Source organism: Neisseria flavescens, assembly GCF_005221285.1.
In the GTDB taxonomy this organism is placed as follows: domain Bacteria; phylum Pseudomonadota; class Gammaproteobacteria; order Burkholderiales; family Neisseriaceae; genus Neisseria; species Neisseria flavescens.
The window spans coordinates 1128699-1151183 of sequence record NZ_CP039886.1 but is presented as its reverse complement, the minus strand read 5'-3'; the positions used below and the strand labels follow the sequence as shown (position 1 = coordinate 1151183).

The window sequence follows — 22485 nt, the reverse complement described above, 5'->3', positions numbered from 1 at the left end:
TTTTAGTTCGATAAATTATTTATCTTGAGCGTTTTTTTGTTCGCGGATAACCCATTGGGCAATATCTGAACCCAAGACTTTAGAAGTACGGTTCAAGACCGCACAAGAGCTTTTATAGGCGCCAAACATACCGCCGGAAGAATTGCGGGTGAAGGTTTTTTTATTAACTTGTTTGCCGTCAACATACAAAGTGGCTGAAACCGCCATACCTTTGGCGTGACCGATAAAGGCATTGCCTGCACTCATGGCGGAAGTAATGGAGATATCTGCGTATGTGCCTTGTTTTTTACCGTCACGGACAACAGTTACATCACTTTTGGCTGCAGTTTCTTGCAAGGATTTGGACATAATGCTGCCCACTTCTAAACATTCGGAAACGATACGGGTATCGATTTCTTCTTTGTCGCGGTAAGGAATACTTTCATCAATATGGACATCTGCGCTGGCAAATGCAGACGCAAACAAGAGTGCGGTTGCAAGGATGCGGTTAGGAGACATAGTAGGGCACCTAAAATAGAATGTTAAAAAGAGTTGTCATTGTATAACGGCGTTTTCACTCAATCAACATAAGTTAAGTTGGTAAATACTTTATTGAAATGAGTGTTATGGTAAGACAAATCAAAAGGCCGTCTGAAATAACTTTATTTCAGACGGCCTTTTGATTAAGGTATTAATTTGTTCTGGTCAAATAAGGCAGGGGATCGACTGCTTTGCCGTTTAGACGAACTTCAAAATGCAGCTTGACGCTGTCTGAATCGCTTCTGCCCATGGTAGCGATAACTTGGCCTGCTTGGACTTTTTGATCTTTTTGTACCAAAAGCGTGTCGTTGTGGGCGTAGGCGGTAATGGTGTAGTCATTGTGGCTGATCAAAATCAGCTTGCCGTAGCCGCGGACTTCTTCGCCAACGTAGATAACTGTACCGGCTGCGGCAGAACGGATTTGTTGGCCTTGTGTGCCTGCAATATCTATGCCTTTGCTGGTTGTGCCGTTGTAGCGTTGGATAATGGAGGATGAAGCGTTATCGGTTGGCCATTGCAGGTTCAATCGGTTGATTGGGGTAACGGCAGTGGTTTGGCGTTGCTGTGTTGCAGTGCTGCGTGGGGTGACATGACGGCGGACGCGCAATACTTGGCCGACTTCGATTTGTGAGGCATTGGGAAGGTTATTCCATGCAACCAGTGTGTTGACATTTTGTCCGTAGCGTTTGGCGATTTGGGTCAGGGTATCGCCAGGGCGGACTTTGTGGTAGCCGTCAGGTACGGCGCGGTTGGAAGAGGTATTGTTGCCGGCGCAGGCTGCTAAGACGGCAATGGTGCTGATGAGTGCCAGATGTTTCAAGGCCGTCTGAAGGGTGGAAATAAAGTTTGTATTCATGGGTTGTTTCTAAAGGTATCGTTATGCTGTGTATGATAGATAGGAAGAGTGAAAAAAGGTTCACTCAAAAGGCATGGGGTAAAATGCAGAAAGGCAGTATATTAACATTGAAAAATTGTGGGTATGGTGGCATATTTTTTATCATAGGGCTGAAAAAATAGAACGTTTTTTAACCGAACGCAATCCGGGTCCAGAGAATAAAGAACCATGGGCAGGCAAGCGCAAAGTTGGGCATCCCAACTATGACCCAAACTATATTCCTAAACATATGCGAAACAAGAAAGGCAAATAACCATGAATTTAATTGAATTTAGCGCACAAATCGGTTACAAGACAGATAAGCGATTTCAACAGTATCACTCGCTGCTCAATAGCATCTTTTACACAAAAAGACCACGCGAAACCAAAGAGCCCAGTGAATATTTCCACACCCTGCTTTTTTTATCTATTGTGTTCAGGGTGGCAGGTGGTTGGGTGGATTTTGACGGTGGGGAAGGACCCGAGTTCTTAAAAAAATCGCGTGGCAAACCCATTTATACTATAGATTTAGTTATCCCCGAAAGAAACTGGCAGGAAAAAACAGATGCCCAATTACGTGAATATGTGGCAAAAGGTGTACGTGATTGTTTTTCTCTACTGCGCGAAAAAGCCATTAAGGCAAAAGAAGTGATTGACTTGGAAAAATTAGACGCTGATTTTGAATATGGCATGGGGCAGTTTTTAACTTTGCCGTTGCCTGAGTTGCCTAAGTATTAGCAACAAATGGTTTAGCTTGAAAAGCTAAATAACATAAGGCAGCCTGAAAACACTAAATTCCATTTTCAGGCTGTCTATGATAATTTTTTGATGATAAAGGATTTTTTTATAAGGTAAAAGAAAGTGAAAGTTTTTTCAGACGGCATTGAATAGGGCAATAAAAATCCCCTGCCGGGATAAACGGGCAGGGGATTTTTGTCTCATCGAACTTATTTGTTCAATTCGTTAGCCAGATACAGCCAGGTTTCAATGACGGTATCAGGGTTGAGCGATACGCTCTCGATACCTTCTTCAACCAGCCATTTGGCAAAATCCGGATGGTCTGATGGACCTTGACCGCAAATACCGACGTATTTGTTTTGTTTGCGGCAAGCAGAGATTGCCAAGTGCAACATTACTTTAACGGCAGGGTTGCGCTCGTCGAAGGAGTCGGATACCAAACCGCTGTCACGGTCGAGACCGAGGGTCAGCTGGGTCATGTCGTTAGAGCCGATGGAGAAGCCGTCGAAGTATTGCAGGAATTGTTCCGCCAATACGGCGTTGCTCGGCAGTTCGCACATCATGATCAGGCGCAGGCCGTTTTTGCCGCGTTCCAAACCGTTTTCTTTCAGGGCTTTAACAACGGCTTCGGCTTCGCCCAAAGTGCGGACGAACGGAATCATGATTTCGACGTTGGTCAGACCCATTTCGTCACGGACGCGTTTCAAGGCTTTGCACTCGAGGGCGAAGCAGTCTTTGAAGTTATCGGCTACATAACGTGCTGCACCACGGAAGCCCAACATTGGGTTTTCTTCGTGCGGTTCGTAGATGCTGCCACCCACCAAGTTAGCGTACTCGTTGGATTTGAAGTCGGACATACGGACGATGGTTTTGCGTGGATAAACCGAAGCAGCCAAAGTTGCCACACCTTCTGCGATTTTATCGACATAGAAGTCGACAGGGGACGCGTAACCGGCGATGCGGCGGGTAATTTCAGCTTTCAACTCGTCGTCTTGTTTGTCAAATTCCAACAAGGCTTTGGGGTGGATACCGATTTGGCGGTTGATGATGAATTCCATACGCGCCAAGCCGATGCCTTCGCTCGGCAGGTTGGCGAAGCTGAATGCGAGTTCGGGATTGCCGACGTTCATCATTACTTTTACAGGTGCTTTGGGCATATTGTCCAAGGCGACATCGGTAATCTGTACGTTCAACAGGCCGGCATAGATGAAGCCGGTATCGCCTTCGGCGCAGGATACGGTAACTTCCTGACCGTTTTTCAGCAATTCGGTCGCATCGCCGCAGCCGACGACGGCAGGAATACCCAATTCACGCGCGATAATCGCTGCGTGGCAGGTACGGCCGCCACGGTTGGTCACGATGGCAGAAGCACGTTTCATTACCGGTTCCCAATCCGGATCGGTCATGTCGGTAACGAGTACGTCGCCTGCTTCAACGGAATCCATCTCGGAAGCATCTTTCACCAAGCGAACTTTACCTTGACCAACTTTTTGACCGATGGCGCGGCCTTCGCACAAGACAACTTTTTCGCCGTTGATAGAGAAGCGGCGCAGGTTGCGGCTGCCTTCTTCTTGAGATTTCACGGTTTCAGGACGTGCTTGCAGGATGTAGAGTTTGCCGTCCAAGCCGTCGCGGCCCCATTCGATGTCCATTGGGCGGCCGTAGTGTTTTTCGATGGTCAGCGCGTAATGAGCCAACTCGGTTACTTCGGCGTCGGTAATGGAGAAGCGTTGACGGTCTTCTGCAGGTACATCAACGTTGGTTACAGATTTACCGGCTTCGGCTTTGTCGGTAAAGATCATTTTGATTTGTTTCGAACCCATGGTTTTGCGCAGGATAGCCGGTTTGCCTGCTTTCAAAGTAGGTTTGAATACATAGAATTCGTCGGGGTTGACCGCACCTTGTACGACGTTTTCGCCCAGGCCGTAAGAGGAGGTAACAAAGACGACTTGGTCGTAACCAGATTCGGTATCGAGGGTGAACATCACGCCGGACGCGCCGCTGTCGGAACGCACCATACGCTGCACGCCGGCGGAAAGGGCGACGATGTCGTGTTCGAAGCCTTTGTGGACGCGGTAAGAAATGGCGCGGTCGTTGTACAGGGAGGCGAATACATGGCGCATCGCTTCTTTAACGTTCTCCAAGCCGTTGATGTTCAAGAAAGTTTCTTGTTGGCCGGCAAATGAAGCGTCCGGCAGGTCTTCGGCGGTTGCGGAAGAACGTACGGCAACGGAGATGTCCGCACCGCCGGCATCGGCAACCATTTTATTCCAAGCTGTTTCGATTTCAGCATCCAGCTGTTCAGGGAACGGGGTATCCAAAATCCATTGACGGATTTCTTTACCCACGCGTGCCAATTCGGCAACGTCTTCAACATCCAGTTGTTTCAGGGCTTCGGAAATACGCTCGCTCAGACCATTGTGAGCCAGGAAAGCACGATAAGCCTCGGCTGTGGTTGCAAAACCGCCGGGAACGCGCACGCCTTTTTCAGTCAGTTGGCTGATCATTTCGCCCAAAGAGGCATTTTTACCGCCCACTCGCTCAACGTCAGTCATACGCAGGTTTTCAAACCAAATAACGTAGTTTTCGGCCATTTGTGTGTCCAATCCAATCCAAAAAATGTTAAAAAAGAAACAAATCCGCCTGCTTATTGTAGCCATTCGTTTGATGGCTGTCATGTGTTTTATCTTTTTAAAAATCACAAATTCGTCTGTGATATTGTGCTTTTCAGGCGTGTAGCCTTCTGAAGTGTGAATACCAGATTCATGTTTTAACGTGTTATCTTCTTGTTAAATATGGAAAACAAAATAAGTTAATAAATTTAAGAATCGAAATTTACTTTGCAAACTTGGAATAAAATTCCAGTAAAACTATAAAAATAAAATTTTATTCCAATTTAAAATTTGTTCAAATTTGTTCAAATTTGTTGTAATCCTGTGTAATCTGCCGGGAATCGCTTTATTGCAAAGGCTGTAACTGCTATGATTGCCGTCTGAAACGTTACCCTCTGAAGGATTCATTATGACTGCTCCACGCCAAGTCTTCTATATTTCCGACCGTACCGGTCTGACCGCCGAAAATATCGGTGAAGCCCTGTTGAACCAATTCGGCAATGTCGAGTTCGAGCGCCATGTTTATCCATTTATCGATACGACTGAAAAAGCGTTGGCCGTAGTGGATAAAGTCAATAAGACAGCCGAACAGTTTGGCGATCGTCCGATTGCTTTTTTCAGCGTGGTAAACGATGAAATCCGTGAAATCATCAAAAAATCCAATGCGTTTCACATTAATTTCTTTGAAACGTTCTTGGGTTTGCTGGAAAAAGAATTGAATGTTGAAGCGACGTTTGCTGAACGAGGCCATCATGGTATTGGCAATACCAAGCGTTACGATGCGCGTATGGAAGCGGTGAACTTCTCGCTCAGCCATGATGACGGCGTCAGCGATAAAAACCTGCAGGAAGCAGATGTGATTTTGATGGGCGTGTCCCGTTCGGGTAAAACGCCGACCTGTCTCTATCTGGCTCTGCAATACGGTATCCGTGCCGCAAACTATCCATTGATTCCCGATGATTTGGAATCAACCGATTTGCCGCGTATGGTCAAACCTTATAAAGACAAGCTGTTTGGCTTGACCATTCAGCCTGAGCGTCTGCAGGCCATCCGTCATGAACGCCGTCCTAATTCGACCTATGCAAAAATCGATACTTGCCGCAGCGAGATTGCCGATGCGCAAAATATGTTCAAACGCCACGGAGTGCCGTTTACCAATACAACGGATAAATCAGTGGAAGAGCTCGCCGTTCATATCTTGCAGGCTTGCAAGCTGAAACGTCGTTTCTAAATGAAATGATAAAAGGCCGTCTGAAACTTCAGACGGCCTTTTTTTATTTTGTATATTAAGTCTTAGGCAGGGTAACACCGGTTTGCCCCATGTATTTGCCGTTGCGGTCTTTGTATGAAGTTTCGCAGACTTCATCGCTTTCAAAGAATAAAACTTGAGCCACGCCTTCGCCGGCATAGATTTTGGCAGGAAGGGGGGTGGTGTTGGAAAACTCAAGCGTAACGTAGCCTTCCCACTCAGGCTCGAACGGGGTAACGTTGACGATGATACCGCAGCGAGCGTAAGTGGATTTACCTAGGCAGACGGTTAGGACGTTGCGCGGGATGCGGAAATATTCGACTGTGCGCGCCAGTGCAAAGGAGTTGGGCGGAATGATGCAGCAGTCGTCTTCGACTGTAACGAAGTTTTTCGGGTCGAAGTTTTTTGGATCGACGATGGTGCTGTTAATATTGGTAAAGATTTTAAATTCATTGGCGCAACGGATGTCGTAGCCGTAGCTGGATGTGCCGTAGGAAATGATGCGTTGGCCGTTGGCCTCTTTGATTTGGTTGGGCTCGAACGGCTCAATCATGCCGTGTTCTTCGGCCATGCGGCGTATCCATTTGTCGGATTTAATGCTCATGGTGGTTGTCCTGGGGTAAGGGTTGTTTGGAAATTCTTTAGAATCAATACAACAGCCTTTAGGCAGGCTTGTTCATTGATGTTTCAGACGGCCTGAAATATGGATAAGGCCGTCTGAAAGGCTGTTTATTTGGTTTTGGAAGCAGATTTCTTAGGCAGTTTGACTTCTTTAATCATACCGTCTTCGCATTTCATGATGAAGACGGGTGTGCCGTTTTGAGAAGCGGTAAAATTTCCGTGTGCTCTGCCTTTTTTGAACATGCCTTCCAGCGTCATATTGCGTAATTTGGCGCTGTTGGAGGAGAAAGGTTCGATAAAGGTTTCGCCGTTGCCGGAAACGGTATATGCGCCTTTGCCGTCAAATTTGCCGTTTTTAAATGAGCCGACATAGCTGCGGCCGTCTTGGCATTTCCATGTACCTTTGCCGGACGGTTTGCCGTCTTTGCCGACATTGCCATTATAAGCGCAACCTTTTTCCTGATAAGGATTGATGGTTTCGGCAATGGCAGGCGTACCCAGTATTAAGGCGATAGGGAGTAGGGCGAGGTATTTCATCATTCATTCCTTTTTGCAGGCGGTTTCAGACGGCCTGATATTGGGATTCAAAAGTCAGCAGGGTTTCAGCAATACGGCGTGGCAATATGGCTAAAGCGTGTTCGCGCATAGTGGTAGGGATACCGTAGTAGGCTTCGGCAATACTGCCGGTAATGGCTGCCAAGGTGTCGCTGTCTCCACCCAGGGAAACTGCCAGTCGGATGGCGTGTTCAAAATCATCGCTTTCAAGAAAGGCGGTAATCGCTTGAGGTACGGTTTCCTGACAGCTTTCGTTGAAATGATAATGAGGGCGGATTTGGTCGCAACTTTGGCTCAAGTCGTAGCCGAATTGCCGTGTAATGTTTTTTTGATTTGCGCTTTGACGATGCCGGTACGCGCCCAAAAGATGGCGGCAGCTACGGCTTGCGCACCTTTAATGCCTTCCGGGTGGTTGTGCGTCACGATGGCGGATTGTTCGGCAAAATGCAGGGTTTCTTCCAATGTGGCAAATGCCCAACCAACGGCAGAAACACGCATGGCCGAGCCGTTGCCCCAGCTATTATAAGGTTCCGGTTCTTTCCATTCTATCCATTGTGAGAAACGGCCGCCATATGCGCCTTTCGGACAGGGATATGTCCTACACCAGCCTTGCAAAATAGAGGCCAAATTATCGTTGCAGCCTTGTAAAACCCAATCGGCAATGGCAACAGTGCAAATCGTATCATCGGTAAAGTCGCTGTCGGGGCTGAAAATATCAAAATCGATATGACGGTAGTTGTCAAACTCGAATCGTGATCCGGCAATATCGCCAATGACTGCGCCCAACATCATGACATCCTTTCTGATACTTCTCTTTATATTTCAGACGGCCTTTGATATTTCCCAATCAAAAGGCCGTCTGAAAAATTATTCTTGCCAGCCGCCCAAATAAGAAACCAGTTCTTCCAACATAGTGCTGATGGCTTCGGTCATCAGGATTTGCGAGGCAAAGGCGAGGCTGGCGGCATCGTCGCCATTGCTTTCGGCTTCTTCTTGCAAAACGTCCAGATACTGGATGCGTTTGAGGGTAAAGTCTTGGGTGAGGATGAACGCAATTTGTTCGCGCCATACCAAGCCCAGCTGGGTAACGGTTTTGCCGTTTTTGACGTGTTGTACCACTTCATCGGCAGTCAGGTCTTGTTTGGAAACTTTGACGACCGGAACAACATCGCCTACGCCTTTGAGTTCGCAATCGCTGTCCAATTCAAAACCGCCTTCGCAGTGACCTTGCAGCAGCCAGTTGGTCATCAGGGAAGAGGGAGATTGTTTGGTGTTGGGCAGGGCTGCTTCAAGACCGCCTAAGGCTTCGCGCAGTTTGGTCAGGATATTTTCCGCTTTGGCAGATGCGGCATTGTTGACCAAAAGATAACCATGGCGCGTGTCGAAAATCGCCTGTGTGCGGCTGCTGCGCGTAAAGGCACGGGGCAGTAGGTCGTCAGTAATCTGTTCTTTCAGCTCTTGTTTTTCCTTACGGCCGACATTGCGCGCTTCGTTGTTTTGGATTTCCAAAACCTTTTCATCCAAAATATCGCGGATCACGCCGGCAGGCAGGACTTTTTCTTCTTTTTTCAAAGCAACGCGCCAAGTGTAATCGGCAGGGAAAACCAGCTCGGGCGAAAAGGAAACCGGCGTGGCAAAGCCTTCGCTAAACCAGTCCAAACCCTGACAATGGGCAAATTCGGATTGCACCAATTTGTCGGCAAGGACTTCCAATTCGGGCAACTTGTCTTTGTTGAGCGGATAAAAACTGATTTGCTTAAACCACATGGCGAGTTTTCCTTTTTATTAAAACCGGCATTATACAGGGAAAATAACATACGGAAATCGGCAGCATCTTTAAAAATGCAGTAAAGGCGTTGACAGAAGAAAAGGCTTTCTGTATAGTTCGCGCTTCGGTTACGCGCCCATCGTCTAGAGGCCTAGGACACTGCCCTTTCACGGCGGCAACCGGGGTTCGAATCCCCGTGGGCGTGCCAAAATTCTTAAAAAACGCTCTTGCTTTTGCAGGGGCGTTTTTTGTTTTCAGACGGCCTGTCGCTGTGAAAATATCTTTAAATTAGTTTACAATAATGCCATTCTGAATCTTAACGAGAGAAAACAATGTTAGACATCCAATTGCTCCGCAGCAATACCGCCGCAGTTGCCGAACGTTTGGCCGCCCGCGGTTACGAGTTTGATACCGCGCGTTTCAACGCTTTGGAAGAGCAACGCAAAGCCGTTCAAGTGAAAACAGAAGAGTTGCAGGCTTCGCGCAACAGTATTTCCAAACAAATCGGCGCGTTGAAAGGACAGGGCAAACACGAAGAGGCTCAAGCTGCAATGGATCAGGTTGCTCAAATCAAAGTGGATTTGGAGCAGGCTGCCGCTGACTTGGATGCCGTTCAGAAAGAGTTGGACGCATGGTTGTTGACCATTCCGAACCTGCCGCACGAAAGCGTACCTGCCGGTAAAGATGAAACTGAAAACGTCGAAGTCCGCAAAGTCGGCACACCGCGCGAATTTGACTTTGAAATCAAAGACCATGTTGATTTGGGCGAGCCTTTGGGCTTGGATTTTGAAGGCGGTGCGAAACTGTCTGGCGCGCGCTTTACCGTGATGAAAGGCCAAATCGCCCGTCTGCATCGCGCTTTGGCTCAGTTCATGCTGGACACGCATACGCTGAAACACGGCTATACCGAACATTACACGCCTTACATTGTGGACGATCTGACCCTGCAAGGTACGGGCCAACTGCCTAAATTTGCAGAAGATTTGTTCCACGTTACTCGCGGCGGCGACGAGAGCAAGAAAACGCAATATCTGATTCCGACCGCAGAAGTGACGCTGACCAATACTGTTGCCGACAGCATCGTGGCAGGCAGTGATTTGCCATTGAAATTGACTGCGCATTCCCCATGTTTCCGCTCCGAAGCGGGTGCATACGGCAAAGACGTGCGCGGTTTGATTCGCCAACACCAATTCGACAAAGTGGAAATGGTGCAAATCGTTCATCCGGAAAAATCATACGAAGCGCTGGAAGAAATGGTCGGCCATGCTGAAAATATTTTGAAAGCGTTGGAACTGCCATACCGCGTGATCACTTTGTGTACCGGCGATATGGGCTTCGGTGCAACCAAAACCTACGACTTGGAAGTTTGGGTTCCTGCGCAAAATACTTACCGCGAAATTTCCAGCTGTTCAAACTGCGAAGATTTCCAAGCTCGCCGCATGAAAGCGCGTTTCAAAGATGAAAACGGTAAAAACCGTTTGGTACATACTTTGAATGGATCAGGCTTGGCTGTCGGCCGTACTTTGGTGGCGGTTTTGGAAAACCATCAAAATGCCGACGGCAGCATTAATGTTCCTGCCGCGTTGCAACCGTATATGGGCGGCGTGACCAAATTGGAAGTAAAATAATCGCTGCTTAAAAGGAAAGGCCGTCTGAAACTTGGGTTCAGACGGCCTTTTATATGATTGAGCAATTATTTATTGTGTTGACGGAAATATTCCCATTCTTCAACAACGGTACCGTTAGGCAAGTGGCACATGCCGTATTCGTTGCCGTCTTTGTCTTTTTTGATTTCGGATTTGCCGCCTTGTTTGACGCAGAATGCGGAGGCCGGATTGGCCATGCCGATCTTAGGAGATTCTTGTTTTTCAGAAGCGGAGCAGGCAGCTAAAGCAGTTGCGGCAGCGAGGCTGAGGATAACGGGTTTGATCATGGCGAATCGTTTATTTGAAGGATAAAAACAAGCGGATTATAGGGGGTGCTTGCGTTTAATTGAGTTAACCAAATTAAAGGCCGTCTGAAAAGTTTTCAGACGGCCTTGAGTTTAAGAAGTCATACCGGATTATTTGGCTGCTTCGGCTTTTTCACCTTCTTTAGCAAAGTATTTGGCGTAAATTTTGTCGTATTCGCCACTTTCGCGTACTTTTTTCAGCGCATCGTTCAACATTTTGATGGTGGCTTCGTCGCCTTTGCGTGCAGCGATACCGTAGTTTTCGATGGTGAAGTCAGGCAGGGAAATGAAATCCAAGCCTTTGGTCGGGTTGTTTTTCACATAGTTGGCAATAACCGCGCTGTCGCTGACTACGGAATCCAGACCGCCGTTTTCCAATTCTTTGATAATCAGGGGAACGCTTTCAAAGCGGGCGATTTTCGGATTGTCGTTGCCCAAGAGTTTGGAAACGGAGAAGTCGCCGGTGTAGCCGGTTACAACGCCGACTTTGGCCATGTTTTTCAGGTCTTCGGAAGAGGCCACTTTTTTGCCTTTTGGAACGAGGACAACTTGGGTGATTTCAAAGTATGGATCGCTGAAGAGCATGCTTTGTTTGCGGTCGTCAGTGATGGTTACGCCGGACATAACGATGTCCACGTCGCCGTTGTTCAGAGAAGGGAAGAGGCTTTCCCATGGCTGGTGTTTGAATTCGACTTTGAAGTTGCCGGCTTTAGCCATAGCGTCCATCAGGTCAACGTCAAAACCTTCCACTTTGCCGGCAGAATCCAAAGATTCAAATGGGGCAAACTCGGCGTTGGAGCCGACACGGTACACTTTATCGGCAGGAGTAGAGGCATTGTTGCTTTGACCGCCGCAGGCAGTCAGGGCAAGGGCGGAGCAAGCGAGGGCAGTGGCCAGCCATTTTTTCATGTTCATGATATGTGCTTTCTTAATAAAATGTTAACGGATAAAATCTTAGTTTAGCATAATTTTGCGAACATACTAGCCGAAATCAGTGGTCTTTTTCTCGGAAAAATGCGTAGGTTACGTCATGGAAGAGGTCGGTGTGCGGACTGTCTTCGTAGCTCAATTCAGCCAACGCGTCTTCAAAGGCAAGTTGGATGGATTCTACGGCATCGTTGGCCATGTCGGAGGGCAGGGAGCGGATAAGGCCTTTGAGTGCGGTGGCGAGGACGTGGTTTTGCATACGCAAAGCGTCGTTGGCCTCTTCCAGATATTCGAGGCGTTGTTCGATGCTGCTCATGATGTATCCTTGAGTATTAAATAAAATAGTGATTATATAGCGAATTAATATTAAAATGTGACGCTTGCGCCGGCTTGCCGGATATGTCCAACCATCGGCCGTATTTCAAGTGATTTTAGGTTTGAATGCGGTTCACAATAAAAATGAAAAACGAGATTATTATGGAAAACAACCGTCTTGACCCCACAGCCTTCGAGGAAGAAGACCTGAATTGGGAAAAACGCCTGGAAAGATTGCGTCAGGTACGACAATTCAATACCGCGCCGACTCATGCGCCATTGGTCAAAAAATCGGACGAAGCTGTCGAAGCTGCGCCCAAAACCGCGCCTAAAAAAGAATATAAATTGGATGCGGGCAATCGTGAAAAAGTGCTGGAAGAGTATTTGTACCGTTGGCAGTTGGAACACAATACTGCTTTGGCCGACGATGGCGAAGCAGTGGAAACCGATGCGATGGTGGTTTTGCAGGACAACTGGTTGAGCGCGCAATCGGCATTGCAGGCCGCGGCTTCAGAGCGTCATATCGAATCAACGCGTACCGTCAGGCTAAATCCGAAATCAGGTGCAGTAGATTTTGATGTGCCTGAAGTGGAAGAAACTGAAAAACCGGAAAATGATGATGTGGAAGCGGCTGAAGAGGCGGTTTCAGATGGCCTTGAACAAGAACCGGCCATCAATGTCCATATCAATGTATTGAACCCGCAAGTGATTGGCCGCCAGGAAGTATTCTGCGTTTCTGAAAAAGATTTGACCGAGCGTCTGATTAAGCGTTTACGCCCCCATGTGGCCGATGCGGTCAATGGCATGATTCGGATTGCCGTGCAAAAACAAATGGCCTTGTTCACTTACCAGTTGCAGCAAATGCTGAACGAGCAGGCGTCGGGCTTGGTGGAGGATGTGTTGGAACACAACGTCAAACGTATTTTGGACGATATGAAGACTGAAATGAAATATCGCCGTTGAGTATCTGGGCCGTCTGAAAAGTTTCAGACGGCCTTTGGCGTAAAATTCCCTTAAAATTTTACGAAGCGTGTATAATAGCGGCTCACGTTTTCGTGATAAATATCCTTTCTAAATAGTTGATATGCCCGATGCAGAATCGGGCATTTTTTTTGAGATTGTTATGAATAAAAATAAAATCATTGTATTGCTGATTGCTTTGGTTGCCGTATTTGCCTATAACAAAATGCAAAACAAGCAGCCGGTACAATCGCAGAATCAGCAGAAAATAGAAGCCGTTCAAAAACAAAATAATGCGGACAAAAAGAATGCCGATACGGCTCAGCAGCAAATCGGTTCGGGCAAAGAATCAGCCGAAGCAGTTTTGAAACAGGCGTTTGAAAACGAGCAAAGCGATATTCAGGTTGAAGGCGAGGGCACGGTATGGAAAACCCTGCCGGATGACAATAAAGGCACGCGCCATCAACGCTTTATCTTGAAACTTTCCAGCGGTCAAACGCTTTTGGTGGCGCATAATATCGATTTGGCCGACAAAATCAAGGGCTTGAAAAAAGGTGATAAAGTCGCGTTTTACGGTGAATATGAATGGTCGGAGCAGGGTGGCGTTATCCATTGGACGCATCATGATCCGGCAGGCCGTCATGAAGACGGTTGGCTGAAGCACGGCGGACAGGTTTATCAATAATCGTTCAGACGGCCTCCTGCTTGAAAGATGACAGGAATAAGCGCAAAATGTTAACAAATTAAACGGGCGCATTGTTTACTGCGCCCATCGCAACATACAGTAGATTGAAAAACAAATGAGCAAAAAACTTCATCCTCAAACGCTTGCCATCCGTAGTGGCAAAGAACAAACCGGATACCGCGAACACAATCAGGCATTGTTCCTCACCAGCAGTTTCATGTGGGACAACGCCCAACACGCCTCCGATTTGTTTTCCAAAAAAATCAAAGGTTTTACCTATACCCGTACCGCCAACCCGACCATCGCCGCCTTTGAGAAACGCATTGCCGCATTGGAAGGCGCAGAGCGCGCAGTAGCTACTTCGACCGGTATGTCCGCGGTTCAGGCTGCGTTCTTTACCTTCTTGCAAGCCGGCGATCATGTTATTTCTAGCCGCAGTCTGTTTGGTACGACTGTCGGTTTTATCAATAATATCGTAACTAAGTTCGGCATCGAGGTCAGCCATGTGTCGCCGACCGACTTGAACGAGTGGAAAGCCGCGGTTAAAGACAATACCAAATTACTGTTTTTGGAAACCCCGTCCAATCCTTTGGGCGAAGTTGCCGACTTGGAAGCGTTGGCCGAACTGGCGCACAGCATCGGTGCGCTTTTGGTGGTGGACAACAGCCTCTTGTCACCAGCCGGTTCGCAGCCTTTGAAATACGGTGCGGATATTTCCGTGTCTTCCGCAACCAAAGCGATTGACGGTCACGGCCGCGTGATGGGCGGCGTGTTGGCCGGTTCGGAAGAATTGATGACGCAAGTGGCCATGTATTGCAACTCTTGCGGTTTGGCGATGTCTCCGTTTAACGCATGGCAGTTGTTGAGCGGCGTGGAAACTCTGTCACTGCGTATGGAAAAACAATACGACAATGCACTGAAAATTGCGCAATGGTTGAAAGAGCAGCCACAAGTCCAAGCCGTGTACTACACCGGATTGCCCGACCATCCGCAAGCCGAACTGATCCGCAAACAGCAAAATGGCGGCGGTATTGTTATAGGTTTTGAAGTTGCAGACCAAGAAACTGCATGGAAAATCGTGGATGGCGTAGAACTCTTTTCCCGTACTGCCAACCTCGGCGACGTGCGCTCAACCATCACCCATCCGTGGACAACGACCCACGGCCGTATGCAGCCTGAAGAAAAACTTGCCGCCAATATCCGCCCAGGCTTGGTGCGCCTGTCTGTCGGCTTGGAATACGTTGACGATTTGATTGAAGATTTGAAACAAGTCTTGAACAAATAAGTTCAAAAAAGATATTTCAGACGGCCTGTTGCGGTAAGGCCGTCTGAAATTTACGGACACACATCTGAACCATACAAGGAAAGAATATGACTGAAGCAGAATTCGCCTCATGGGCAATGAAAATCCTACTGAGCGGCCTGATTATCTTTTTGGGCTTTATCGTTTGGAACTTGGGTAAAGAATCCAAAGCCGGCAAATTCGGCATTGCCATGCTCTTCTTGGTTTTGGGCTTGGGTGTGTTTGGATTCGTATTTAAAGAGTTGCTGATTAGCTTTTTGGTATTGCCGAAGTAAGCAGGAAGTTTATAGATAGAACAAGGCCGTCTGAACATTTTTTCAGACGGCCTTTTCCTTTTAATTTGATAATTTAAATGACGCCCAATTCTTGCAAGCCGCGCAATACGCCGTCTTCATCAACGCTGGGGCAGACGAATTGTGCGGCAGCTTTGGCAGCTTCTTCGCCATTGCCCATGGCAACACCAAAGCCGACGGTTGACAGCATTTCCAAGTCGTTGAAGCTGTCGCCGAATGCCATCACTTTGCTCATATCAATCCCCAGTTTTTCCACTGCGTGGGCGATGCCCCGTGCTTTTGAACCTTCTTTACGCAGCAGGTCCACAGCATATTCATGCCAGCGGACGGATTTGAAGCCGTGTTGCCGGGTCAGCGGTTGCAGGATTTTTTCTTCTTCCTTGTCCACAAAGACCAACATTTGATAAACAGGTTGTTTGCGGAAATATTCTTTATCCATCAGGAAGTTGGGCAGGATATGTGATAAGCCTTCGACAACGCGCGGAGAGTTGGACGAGACGGCAATTTCTTGGTTGTTGACGAATGCGTAGTCTATTTTTTGTTGTTCAAGCAGGTTGATGGCGGTTTCGATGTCGGCAATGTCCAAGGGGTAACTTTGCAGGGGTTCGCCGCGAAAGGAAATATATTGGCCGTTGATGGTAACGAGCATGTCGATACCGCATTCTTGAATCAAGGCTTTGACTTTGGCGGGAAAGGCAATTTCCGGACGGCCGGTAGCAATGGCAGTCAAAATGCCTTTGGCTTTCAATGCGCGCATGGCTTGGGCAACCGAAGGACGCAGGGTATCCGTGTATTTGCGGTAGAGGGTGTCGTCGATGTCAAAGAAGATGATTTCAGGGTTGTTCATGGTTTACTCGTTGGGCTGGGTATACACAGCTTTCATTGAAAATTGTGTGAACAGCTTGTGTATAAATCGGTTTAGTATTTGATTGCTATTATAAAAATAAGTTCTGATTAAAATTTAGGCAGTTTTTGTTTTGAGAATAAAGCGGAAAGTTATTCACAATAGGCCGTCTGAAAATTTGGTTTTCAGACGGCCTTGTTTTAAGCAATCAAACGGATATTTTCTTTGTCTTGCCTGAATTTGTTTTTAATCACGAGAGGCAGGCTGCTGTCGAAATACCAGCTTCCATCAGGCAATGCCAACGCGCCGCCGGCGCAGAGCAGGGTAATACTGTTTCCGGTCAGGGGGTCGGTTTCGGTAATTTCAATTTCGTGCGCTTTGCCCCAATCGGTTACGGGGAGTAGGGCGGCAAGCTCGGTAATGCGTTGGTTTTGATGTTTGATACCGTTTGGCTGGCGACAGTTGCCATTGCATTTTCCGACGGCCTCGACAGGGCAGGGTTCGCCTTTTGCGTAGCTGGTCGGCAAAATATTGAGTGAATCTGGACAGAGTTTGTGTTCTTGCGACCATTGCGTCAAAGCGCGTTTGGCTGCTTTTTTGTGGGCAAACAAACCGTAAGGGCGCCAGTTTCTGGTGCCGCTGTTTAACAAGACAATGCGTGCTTGAAGGCTGCCGTGTTCGTCAGCGATAAAGCGGACGGTAGAAAACGATGTGGACTTTTCTGACGGCATCAGTTGGTATTCTTGCATGGTCTGGGCTTTGAGCCATAATGTATGGAGCTGTCCGACTGCCGGAATAAAACGGATGGAGGCTGCGGCTTTGATGTGCGGCGGCAGTTTTTTGCTGTGCAGCAGGGTGGCGGTTTCACTGTATGCGCGTTCGTGTGCTTCAATAGCTTGGGCTTTGCCGAAATGGTCAAGCCAAACCAATACGCCGTAACTGTCGGGCAGGGCATAGAGCTGTTGGGCAAGCGAATCAGGCAGCCAAGTGGGCAACATTTTCGGATTCATCAATACACGGACGTGTTCGTCCCATTGTTGATGATTTTTTTCTGCCAGACTTAATTCGAGATAATCACACAATGCGGCAACATCGGTCATGGCGCGGTGGCGGTTGGCCGTCTGAATGCCGGTGCGTTCGATAATGCTGTCGAGACTGTGTTTGTAAAACTCAGGATAGAGGCGGCGCGACAGTTGAACCGTACAGAGCGAGGGTGCGGCAAAGTCAGTATGGATACGGGCAAACTCGTGACGCAGGAAGGTATAGTCAAAGCGGCTGTTGTGGGCAACAACCACAGCACCTTGCAATAGCGGCAACAAATCGGCTGCAATATCGGCAAAGACAGGTGCGTTTTTCACCGTTTCATCATGAATCCCGGTCAGTCTGGCAACAAATTCGGGTATGCTGCGGCAAGGATTGACCAATTGCTCGTAATGTGTGGCGCGTCCTTGCTCAAAACGAACAAGGGCAACTTCCGTTATCCTGTCTTGATAGAAATTTCCACCGGTCGTCTCCAAATCTACCACGACCACAGGCCGTCCCAAACGGGAAAATGCTTCGGATAAGAGCGGCCAGCGTGCGAAATCTGACATTTTATTCTCTGTAAATTCAATAGCAAATGCGCATTTTACACGCTGTCTACAAGTTTTCCAAATAAAACGCTTGACAGTAAATAGCCCTCTCTTTATAATTCAAATCTTTCTTGATGCACCCGTAGCTCAGTTGGATAGAGTATCTGGCTACGAACCAGAGGGTCGGGCGTTCGAATCGCTCCGGGTGCGCCACAGAAAATCTCCGCGCCCATCGTCTAGCGGTTAGGACATCGCCCTTTCACGGCGGTAACCGGGGTTCGATTCCCCGTGGGCGTGCCAGTTTATAAAAAAGCGCAATCTGTTTCAGATTGTGCTTTTTTGCGTCTGTCAGTTTTGAAATGATTTGAACCTCTCTTTTTATCTGCTAATGCAAGGAGGAGTTTGTCATAATCTACTAAAAGCATTTATTATTACATATCTAATAATCATAATTTAAGGGAAAACGTTCATGGCGTGGCAGTTTGTGTTGCCTGCTTGGGTGGTGGGTGTAGTGCTTTCATTTGCGTTGCCGTTTGTACCGCCATGGTGGGTTTGGTTGTCTGTGATCATTGGCGCGCTTGCGTTGTGTCGAAGATTTGCTGTGGCTTGGTTGGTGCTGGCCGTCTGCATGGGCATGGCGTTTGGGGTGTGGCGGACCGGGCTGGTGTTGGCCGGTCAATGGCCTGCGGGGGAGGCATCGGCTAAAGTTTTGACGGTTGAAGTGGCGGATATGCCGCGTGATGATGGTCGGCGTGTGCAGTTTGCGGCAAGGGCTTGGGATGATCGTGGGCAGGCTTTTGATTTGATGTTGTCGGATTATCAGCGGCGTGATTGGGCGGTGGGCAGCAGGTGGTCTGTATCGGCGCGGGTAAAGCCAGTGATTGGTGAAGTGAATGTGCGCGGTTTGAACCGTGAAACATGGGCTTTGGCCAATGGTATCGATGGCATGGGTACTTTGGGGCGCGACAGGAAACTCGTGCGGCAAGGTGGCGGTTTCGGTTTGGCTAATATGCGTGATGCGGTAAGCCGGAGTTGGCAGAGAACAGGGGACAAATATCCTGAGTTTTCAGACGGCATAGGGCTGATGCGTGCTTTGAGTATTGGCGAGCAATCGGCGTTGCGGCCGCCTTTGTGGCAGGCATTTCGGCCTTTGGGGCTGACGCACTTGGTCAGTATTTCGGGCTTGCATGTGACGATGGTGGCGGTATTGTTTGCTTGGCTGATTAAGCGAATTTTCCGTTATTTGCCATGGATTCCGACGAAACCGCGTGTGTGGGTATTGGGCGGAGGTGTTGCCGGTGCTTTGCTTTATGCGCTTTTGGCCGGTTTTTCCGTACCGACGCAACGCAGTGTGTTGATGTTGGCTGCGTTTGCGTGGGCATGGTGGCGCGGCAGTGGCGGCTCGGGCTGGACGGCGTGGTGGCAGGCTTTGGCTGTTGTTTTGTTGTTGGATCCGTTGGCTGTATTGGGTGTGGGCACTTGGTTGTCTTTCGGTTTGGTTGCTGCTTTGATTTGGGCTTCATCAGGCCGTCTGAAAGAGTCGGGCTGGCATTTGGCTGTACGGGGGCAATGGGCGGCAACTGTATTGTCGGTGGTATTGCTTGGCTATCTGTTTGCTTCGTTACCTTTGCTCAGTCCGTTGGTTAATGCGCTGGCTATTCCTTGGTTTTCTTGGGTGTTGACACCGTTGGCTTTGCTGGGTTCGGTTTTCCCGTTTGAACTTGTTCAGTTGGTAGCGGCATTTTTGGCGGAATATACTTTACGCGGTTTGGTATGGCTGGCTACGGTATCACCTGAATTTGCCGTCGCAGCGGCGCCTGTGCCTTTGCTGGTGTTGGCGATGATGGCGGCTTTGCTGTTATTGTTGCCTAAAGGAATGGGCTTGAAACCTTGGGCATGTCTGGTTTTATTGGGTTTTGTGTTTTACCGTCCTGCCAAGCTGGAGGAGGGGGTGGCAAGAGTTACGGTGATGGATGCAGGGCAAGGTTTGTCGGTGTTGATACAAACGCGTAACCGCAATCTTTTGTTTGATACGGGAACGGAGCAAGTGGCGCAAACAGGTATTGTGCCGAGTTTGAACGCTATGGGTGTGCGCCGTTTGGACAGCCTGATTTTGTCGCACCATGATATTGACCATGACGGCGGTTTTCAAAGTGTAGCGGCTGTCGGTACCGATAAATTGCTTGCCGGACAACCTGAGTTTTATCCGAATGCGGAGTTTTGCCAAGAAGACAAATGGCAATGGGACGGCGTAGATTTCGAGTTGCTCAGGCCGTCTGAAAATTCCGGCAAGGAAGATAATGACCAAAGCTGCGTATTGCGTGTCGTGGCAAACGGCAAAGCCTTGTTGATAACCGGTGATTTGAGCGTAAAGGGCGAGGCCGGTTTGATTGAGAAATACGGCAATGCGCTGTATAGCCAAGTGTTGGTATTGGGACATCACGGCAGCAGCACGGCTTCGTCGGGCAGCTTTTTGCATACGGTTTCGCCACAATATGCCGTGGCATCCAGCGGCTATGCCAATGCCTACAAACATCCGACCGTTGCCGTACAGAATCGTGTCCGCGCGCACGGCATTACTTTGTTGAGAACGGATTTGTCAGGCGCGTTGGTGTTTGCTTTGGGGCAGGGCGATATATTTCAAGGCCGTCTGAAAAAGGATAAGTTTTATTGGCAGAAGAAACCGTTTGAGTAAAAAGGATAAAAGGCCGTCTGAAAGACTTTTTCAGACGGCCTTAATATTTTTTATTGACGGGCATTATCCAAATTTTGTGTGAATCCAATTGTGGATAGTTTGGTTTGATATTTGATAATAAAGAATAAATTAATCGTGATGAAAAAATAGGCAGTTTAAAAAGAGGGTAATAATTACAAAGTTATTAGTAATTATCGGCTGATGGTTGTTTTAAAGTTTAAGGCCGTCTGAACCTGATATTTCATGTTCAGACGGCCTTAAACTTATATAATATCCGACCTATCTGTTTAAAAAGGCAATCCCCATGAACACCATACGCACCAAAATTTGTGGTATTACCCGACCTGAAGACGCGCTGGCTGCGGCCGAATTGGGCGCGGATGCTATCGGGCTGGTGTTTTACGCCAAGAGTAAACGGGCGGTGAGTATTGAGCAGGCTCAGGCGGTTGTGAAAAATCTGCCGCCGTTTGTATCGGTGGTGGCCTTGTTTGTGAATGAAAACGAGCAAACCATCCGCGAGATTTTGCGTCAGATGCCGATAGATGTGATTCAGTTCCACGGCGATGAAGACGATGATTTTTGCCGTCGGTTTGACCGCCCGTATTTGAAGGCCGTGCGCGTACAGTCCGCTGCCGATATTCAGACGGCCTGTGCTAAATTTCCGAATGCCCGCGCTTTGCTGTTTGATGCTTATCATCCGACCGAATACGGCGGTACGGGACAAAGTTTCGACTGGACCATGTTGCACGGCAATATCGGCAAACCGTGGATACTTGCCGGCGGATTGACTGCGGAAAACGTTGCCGAAGCGGTAAAAATCAGTGGCGCGGCGGCGGTGGATGTGTCCGGCGGCGTGGAAATCTCCGGCGGGGTTAAGAGCAGGGAGAAAATGGCAGCGTTTATTCAGGCAGTAAAGGCCGTCTGAAATTTTGTTTGAATGAAAAACAACCGGAATACAGATATGCAAGAGCCAATCGTTGAGTCCCACCCCTTCGCAGCTTTGTTGCCGCCGCAGGCAACGGTCATGATGATGGGGACGTTCCCGCCTAAAGAAGAAAAACACGCGATGCAGTTTCATTATCCGAATTTTCAAAACGATATGTGGCGTGTGTATGGGCTGGTGTTTTTCGGCGATGCGGTGCATTTTCAAAAGCAGGGCGAAAAAGCGTTTGATGCCGATAAAATCAAAGCGTTTTTGAGTGAAAAGGGAATTGCATCCTGTCCGACCGTATTAAAGGCAATACGCGAACATGGCAATGCTTCGGATAAGTTTTTAAAAGTGATAGAAACTGTCGATTTGGCAGCAGTATTGGCGCAAATGCCCGAGTGCTGCCATCTTTGCACCACCGGCGGCAAGGCAACCGAAGTTTTGTTGGAGATTCAAGGCAGCGGCATGAAAATGCCGAAGGCCGGCGAAACAGTACCGTTCCCCTATGCTGGACGTGAGTTGACCCTGACACGTCTGCCTTCGACTTCGCGTGCCTATCCTTTGAGTTTGGCGAAAAAAGCGGCGGCGTATCGGGCTTTTTTTGAAATGGCCGGATTGACTGTTTTTCAGGAGTAGGGTGATGGACCGTTATGAAATCTCTTTAATGACGTTTATGGCTTTGTGGTGGCTTTTTAATGTCGTCTCAGTGTGGCTGAAGGCCAAACAATGGCATATCAAGGTATTGTTGGGCGGAACGCTTTTGTATGTGATACAAATATCTGCAGTCATTATGTCTGTTAACGGCCTTAATTGGATATTTTTGAACACAAATACCATAAATACCAATGAGTTGATTATTGCTTTGCTTGTGCTTAACTTTCTGGGTTGTTGGTTGCTGGCGTTGTGGCTGGGGATGTTGGCATTGAAACTATGCCTGAGAAACAAAAACGAAGAAAAATATATCGCGCCGCCGTTGGGTACGGCATTGATTGCAACATCGAGCTGTACGCTGTTGTTCCTATTTTGTCTGCTGATATTATTATTCAATTAGTTGCCGACAAGATGAATGGAAAACAG

General features: G+C 48.1%; 22 protein-coding genes, 3 tRNA genes and 1 pseudogene. 14 read left to right on the top strand and 12 right to left on the bottom strand.

Features of this window, described 5'->3' with window-relative positions; translation table 11 throughout:
• Positions 1-15 precede the first annotated feature (15 nt).
• Together FAH67_RS05945 and FAH67_RS05940 are read right to left on the bottom strand one after the other, a co-directional pair.
• Positions 16-498 carry a hypothetical protein gene (locus tag FAH67_RS05945; RefSeq protein ID WP_003680551.1) on the bottom strand — a complete coding sequence of 161 codons (483 nt, stop codon included), beginning with the start codon at positions 496-498 and terminating at the stop codon, positions 16-18.
• A gap of 172 nt (positions 499-670) precedes the next feature.
• Positions 671-1375: a peptidoglycan DD-metalloendopeptidase family protein gene (locus FAH67_RS05940; RefSeq protein ID WP_003680550.1), complete on the bottom strand. Its 705-nt coding sequence runs from the start codon at positions 1373-1375 to the stop codon at positions 671-673.
• A 294-nt stretch (positions 1376-1669) separates the two neighbouring features.
• Here FAH67_RS05940 and FAH67_RS05935 point away from each other — a divergent pair, with 294 nt between their 5' ends.
• Positions 1670-2131: a hypothetical protein gene (locus FAH67_RS05935; protein ID WP_003680546.1), complete on the top strand. Its 462-nt coding sequence runs from the start codon at positions 1670-1672 to the stop codon at positions 2129-2131.
• 209 nt (positions 2132-2340) lie between these two features.
• Here the strand turns inward: FAH67_RS05935 and ppsA are convergent, their stop codons facing one another.
• On the bottom strand, positions 2341-4725 hold the full coding sequence (ppsA, locus tag FAH67_RS05930) for a phosphoenolpyruvate synthase (RefSeq protein ID WP_112890816.1): 2385 nt from the start codon (positions 4723-4725) through the stop codon (positions 2341-2343).
• A gap of 427 nt (positions 4726-5152) precedes the next feature.
• On the opposite strand from ppsA, the gene ppsR reads away from it, so the two are divergent.
• Positions 5153-5974, top strand: coding sequence for a posphoenolpyruvate synthetase regulatory kinase/phosphorylase PpsR (ppsR, locus tag FAH67_RS05925; RefSeq protein WP_112890815.1), 822 nt, complete (start codon positions 5153-5155; stop codon positions 5972-5974).
• 55 nt (positions 5975-6029) lie between these two features.
• On the opposite strand, the gene dcd is transcribed toward ppsR, so the two are convergent.
• The 4 genes and pseudogenes from dcd to FAH67_RS05905 form a co-directional block, all read right to left on the bottom strand.
• Positions 6030-6596, bottom strand: a complete 567-nt coding sequence (gene dcd, locus FAH67_RS05920) for a dCTP deaminase (RefSeq protein WP_003680541.1) — start codon at positions 6594-6596, stop codon at positions 6030-6032.
• Positions 6597-6721: 125 nt separating this feature from the next.
• Positions 6722-7153, bottom strand: coding sequence for an MORN repeat-containing protein (locus FAH67_RS05915; RefSeq protein WP_003680540.1), 432 nt, complete (start codon positions 7151-7153; stop codon positions 6722-6724).
• Between the two features lie 22 nt (positions 7154-7175).
• Positions 7176-7957, bottom strand: a pseudogene (locus tag FAH67_RS12315) (ADP-ribosylglycohydrolase family protein).
• 78 nt (positions 7958-8035) lie between these two features.
• Complete coding sequence (locus FAH67_RS05905) at positions 8036-8935, bottom strand: recombination-associated protein RdgC (RefSeq protein WP_003680532.1); 900 nt, start codon at positions 8933-8935, stop codon at positions 8036-8038.
• 133 nt (positions 8936-9068) lie between these two features.
• Between FAH67_RS05905 and FAH67_RS05900 the strand changes: the two genes are divergently transcribed.
• Both FAH67_RS05900 and serS read left to right on the top strand, forming a co-directional pair.
• Positions 9069-9144, top strand: a tRNA-Glu gene (locus FAH67_RS05900).
• Positions 9145-9268: 124 nt separating this feature from the next.
• The gene (gene serS, locus FAH67_RS05895) at positions 9269-10564 is read left to right on the top strand and encodes a serine--tRNA ligase (protein ID WP_003680530.1); all 1296 of its coding nucleotides are present in this window, start codon (positions 9269-9271) and stop codon (positions 10562-10564) included.
• 65 nt (positions 10565-10629) lie between these two features.
• Here serS and FAH67_RS05890 read toward each other — a convergent pair whose 3' ends face one another.
• The 3 genes from FAH67_RS05890 to FAH67_RS05880 form a co-directional block, all read right to left on the bottom strand.
• Entirely contained in the window at positions 10630-10869 is a 240-nt protein-coding gene (locus FAH67_RS05890; protein ID WP_003680529.1) for a putative hemolysin, read from the bottom strand.
• A gap of 129 nt (positions 10870-10998) precedes the next feature.
• A complete protein-coding gene (locus FAH67_RS05885) occupies positions 10999-11802 on the bottom strand; it encodes a basic amino acid ABC transporter substrate-binding protein (RefSeq protein ID WP_003680527.1) in 804 nt (267 codons plus the stop codon).
• Positions 11803-11878: 76 nt separating this feature from the next.
• Positions 11879-12130, bottom strand: coding sequence for an NGO1151 family protein (locus FAH67_RS05880; protein WP_003680526.1), 252 nt, complete (start codon positions 12128-12130; stop codon positions 11879-11881).
• 161 nt (positions 12131-12291) lie between these two features.
• Here FAH67_RS05880 and FAH67_RS05875 point away from each other — a divergent pair, with 161 nt between their 5' ends.
• The 4 genes from FAH67_RS05875 (at position 12292) to FAH67_RS05860 (ending at position 15352) form a co-directional block, all read left to right on the top strand.
• Positions 12292-13092, top strand: a complete 801-nt coding sequence (locus FAH67_RS05875; protein ID WP_039863918.1) for a hypothetical protein — start codon at positions 12292-12294, stop codon at positions 13090-13092.
• Positions 13093-13213: 121 nt separating this feature from the next.
• A complete protein-coding gene (locus FAH67_RS05870; protein WP_003680524.1) occupies positions 13214-13774 on the top strand; it encodes a DUF3465 domain-containing protein in 561 nt (186 codons plus the stop codon).
• Positions 13775-13889: 115 nt separating this feature from the next.
• A complete protein-coding gene (metZ, locus tag FAH67_RS05865; RefSeq protein ID WP_003680521.1) occupies positions 13890-15059 on the top strand; it encodes an O-succinylhomoserine sulfhydrylase in 1170 nt (389 codons plus the stop codon).
• Positions 15060-15145: 86 nt separating this feature from the next.
• Complete coding sequence (locus tag FAH67_RS05860; RefSeq protein WP_003680520.1) at positions 15146-15352, top strand: DUF2788 domain-containing protein; 207 nt, start codon at positions 15146-15148, stop codon at positions 15350-15352.
• Positions 15353-15425: 73 nt separating this feature from the next.
• On the opposite strand, the gene FAH67_RS05855 is transcribed toward FAH67_RS05860, so the two are convergent.
• Both FAH67_RS05855 and FAH67_RS05850 read right to left on the bottom strand, forming a co-directional pair.
• Positions 15426-16217 carry a Cof-type HAD-IIB family hydrolase gene (locus tag FAH67_RS05855; protein ID WP_003680519.1) on the bottom strand — a complete coding sequence of 264 codons (792 nt, stop codon included), beginning with the start codon at positions 16215-16217 and terminating at the stop codon, positions 15426-15428.
• Positions 16218-16414: 197 nt separating this feature from the next.
• Positions 16415-17806, bottom strand: coding sequence for a 3'-5' exonuclease family protein (locus FAH67_RS05850; RefSeq protein WP_003680517.1), 1392 nt, complete (start codon positions 17804-17806; stop codon positions 16415-16417).
• A gap of 115 nt (positions 17807-17921) precedes the next feature.
• On the opposite strand from FAH67_RS05850, the gene FAH67_RS05845 reads away from it, so the two are divergent.
• The 6 genes from FAH67_RS05845 to FAH67_RS05820 all read left to right on the top strand — a co-directional run bounded on the left by FAH67_RS05845 (position 17922) and on the right by FAH67_RS05820 (position 22459).
• Positions 17922-17998 (top strand) — tRNA-Arg (locus tag FAH67_RS05845).
• A 12-nt stretch (positions 17999-18010) separates the two neighbouring features.
• Positions 18011-18085, top strand: a tRNA-Glu gene (locus FAH67_RS05840).
• 169 nt (positions 18086-18254) lie between these two features.
• On the top strand, positions 18255-20480 hold the full coding sequence (locus FAH67_RS05835; RefSeq protein WP_003680515.1) for a DNA internalization-related competence protein ComEC/Rec2: 2226 nt from the start codon (positions 18255-18257) through the stop codon (positions 20478-20480).
• 304 nt (positions 20481-20784) lie between these two features.
• Positions 20785-21405: a phosphoribosylanthranilate isomerase gene (locus tag FAH67_RS05830; RefSeq protein WP_003680512.1), complete on the top strand. Its 621-nt coding sequence runs from the start codon at positions 20785-20787 to the stop codon at positions 21403-21405.
• 36 nt (positions 21406-21441) lie between these two features.
• On the top strand, positions 21442-22044 hold the full coding sequence (locus tag FAH67_RS05825) for a DNA glycosylase (protein ID WP_039863932.1): 603 nt from the start codon (positions 21442-21444) through the stop codon (positions 22042-22044).
• A 4-nt stretch (positions 22045-22048) separates the two neighbouring features.
• The gene (locus FAH67_RS05820; RefSeq protein WP_003680510.1) at positions 22049-22459 is read left to right on the top strand and encodes a hypothetical protein; all 411 of its coding nucleotides are present in this window, start codon (positions 22049-22051) and stop codon (positions 22457-22459) included.
• Positions 22460-22485: the final 26 nt, after the last annotated feature.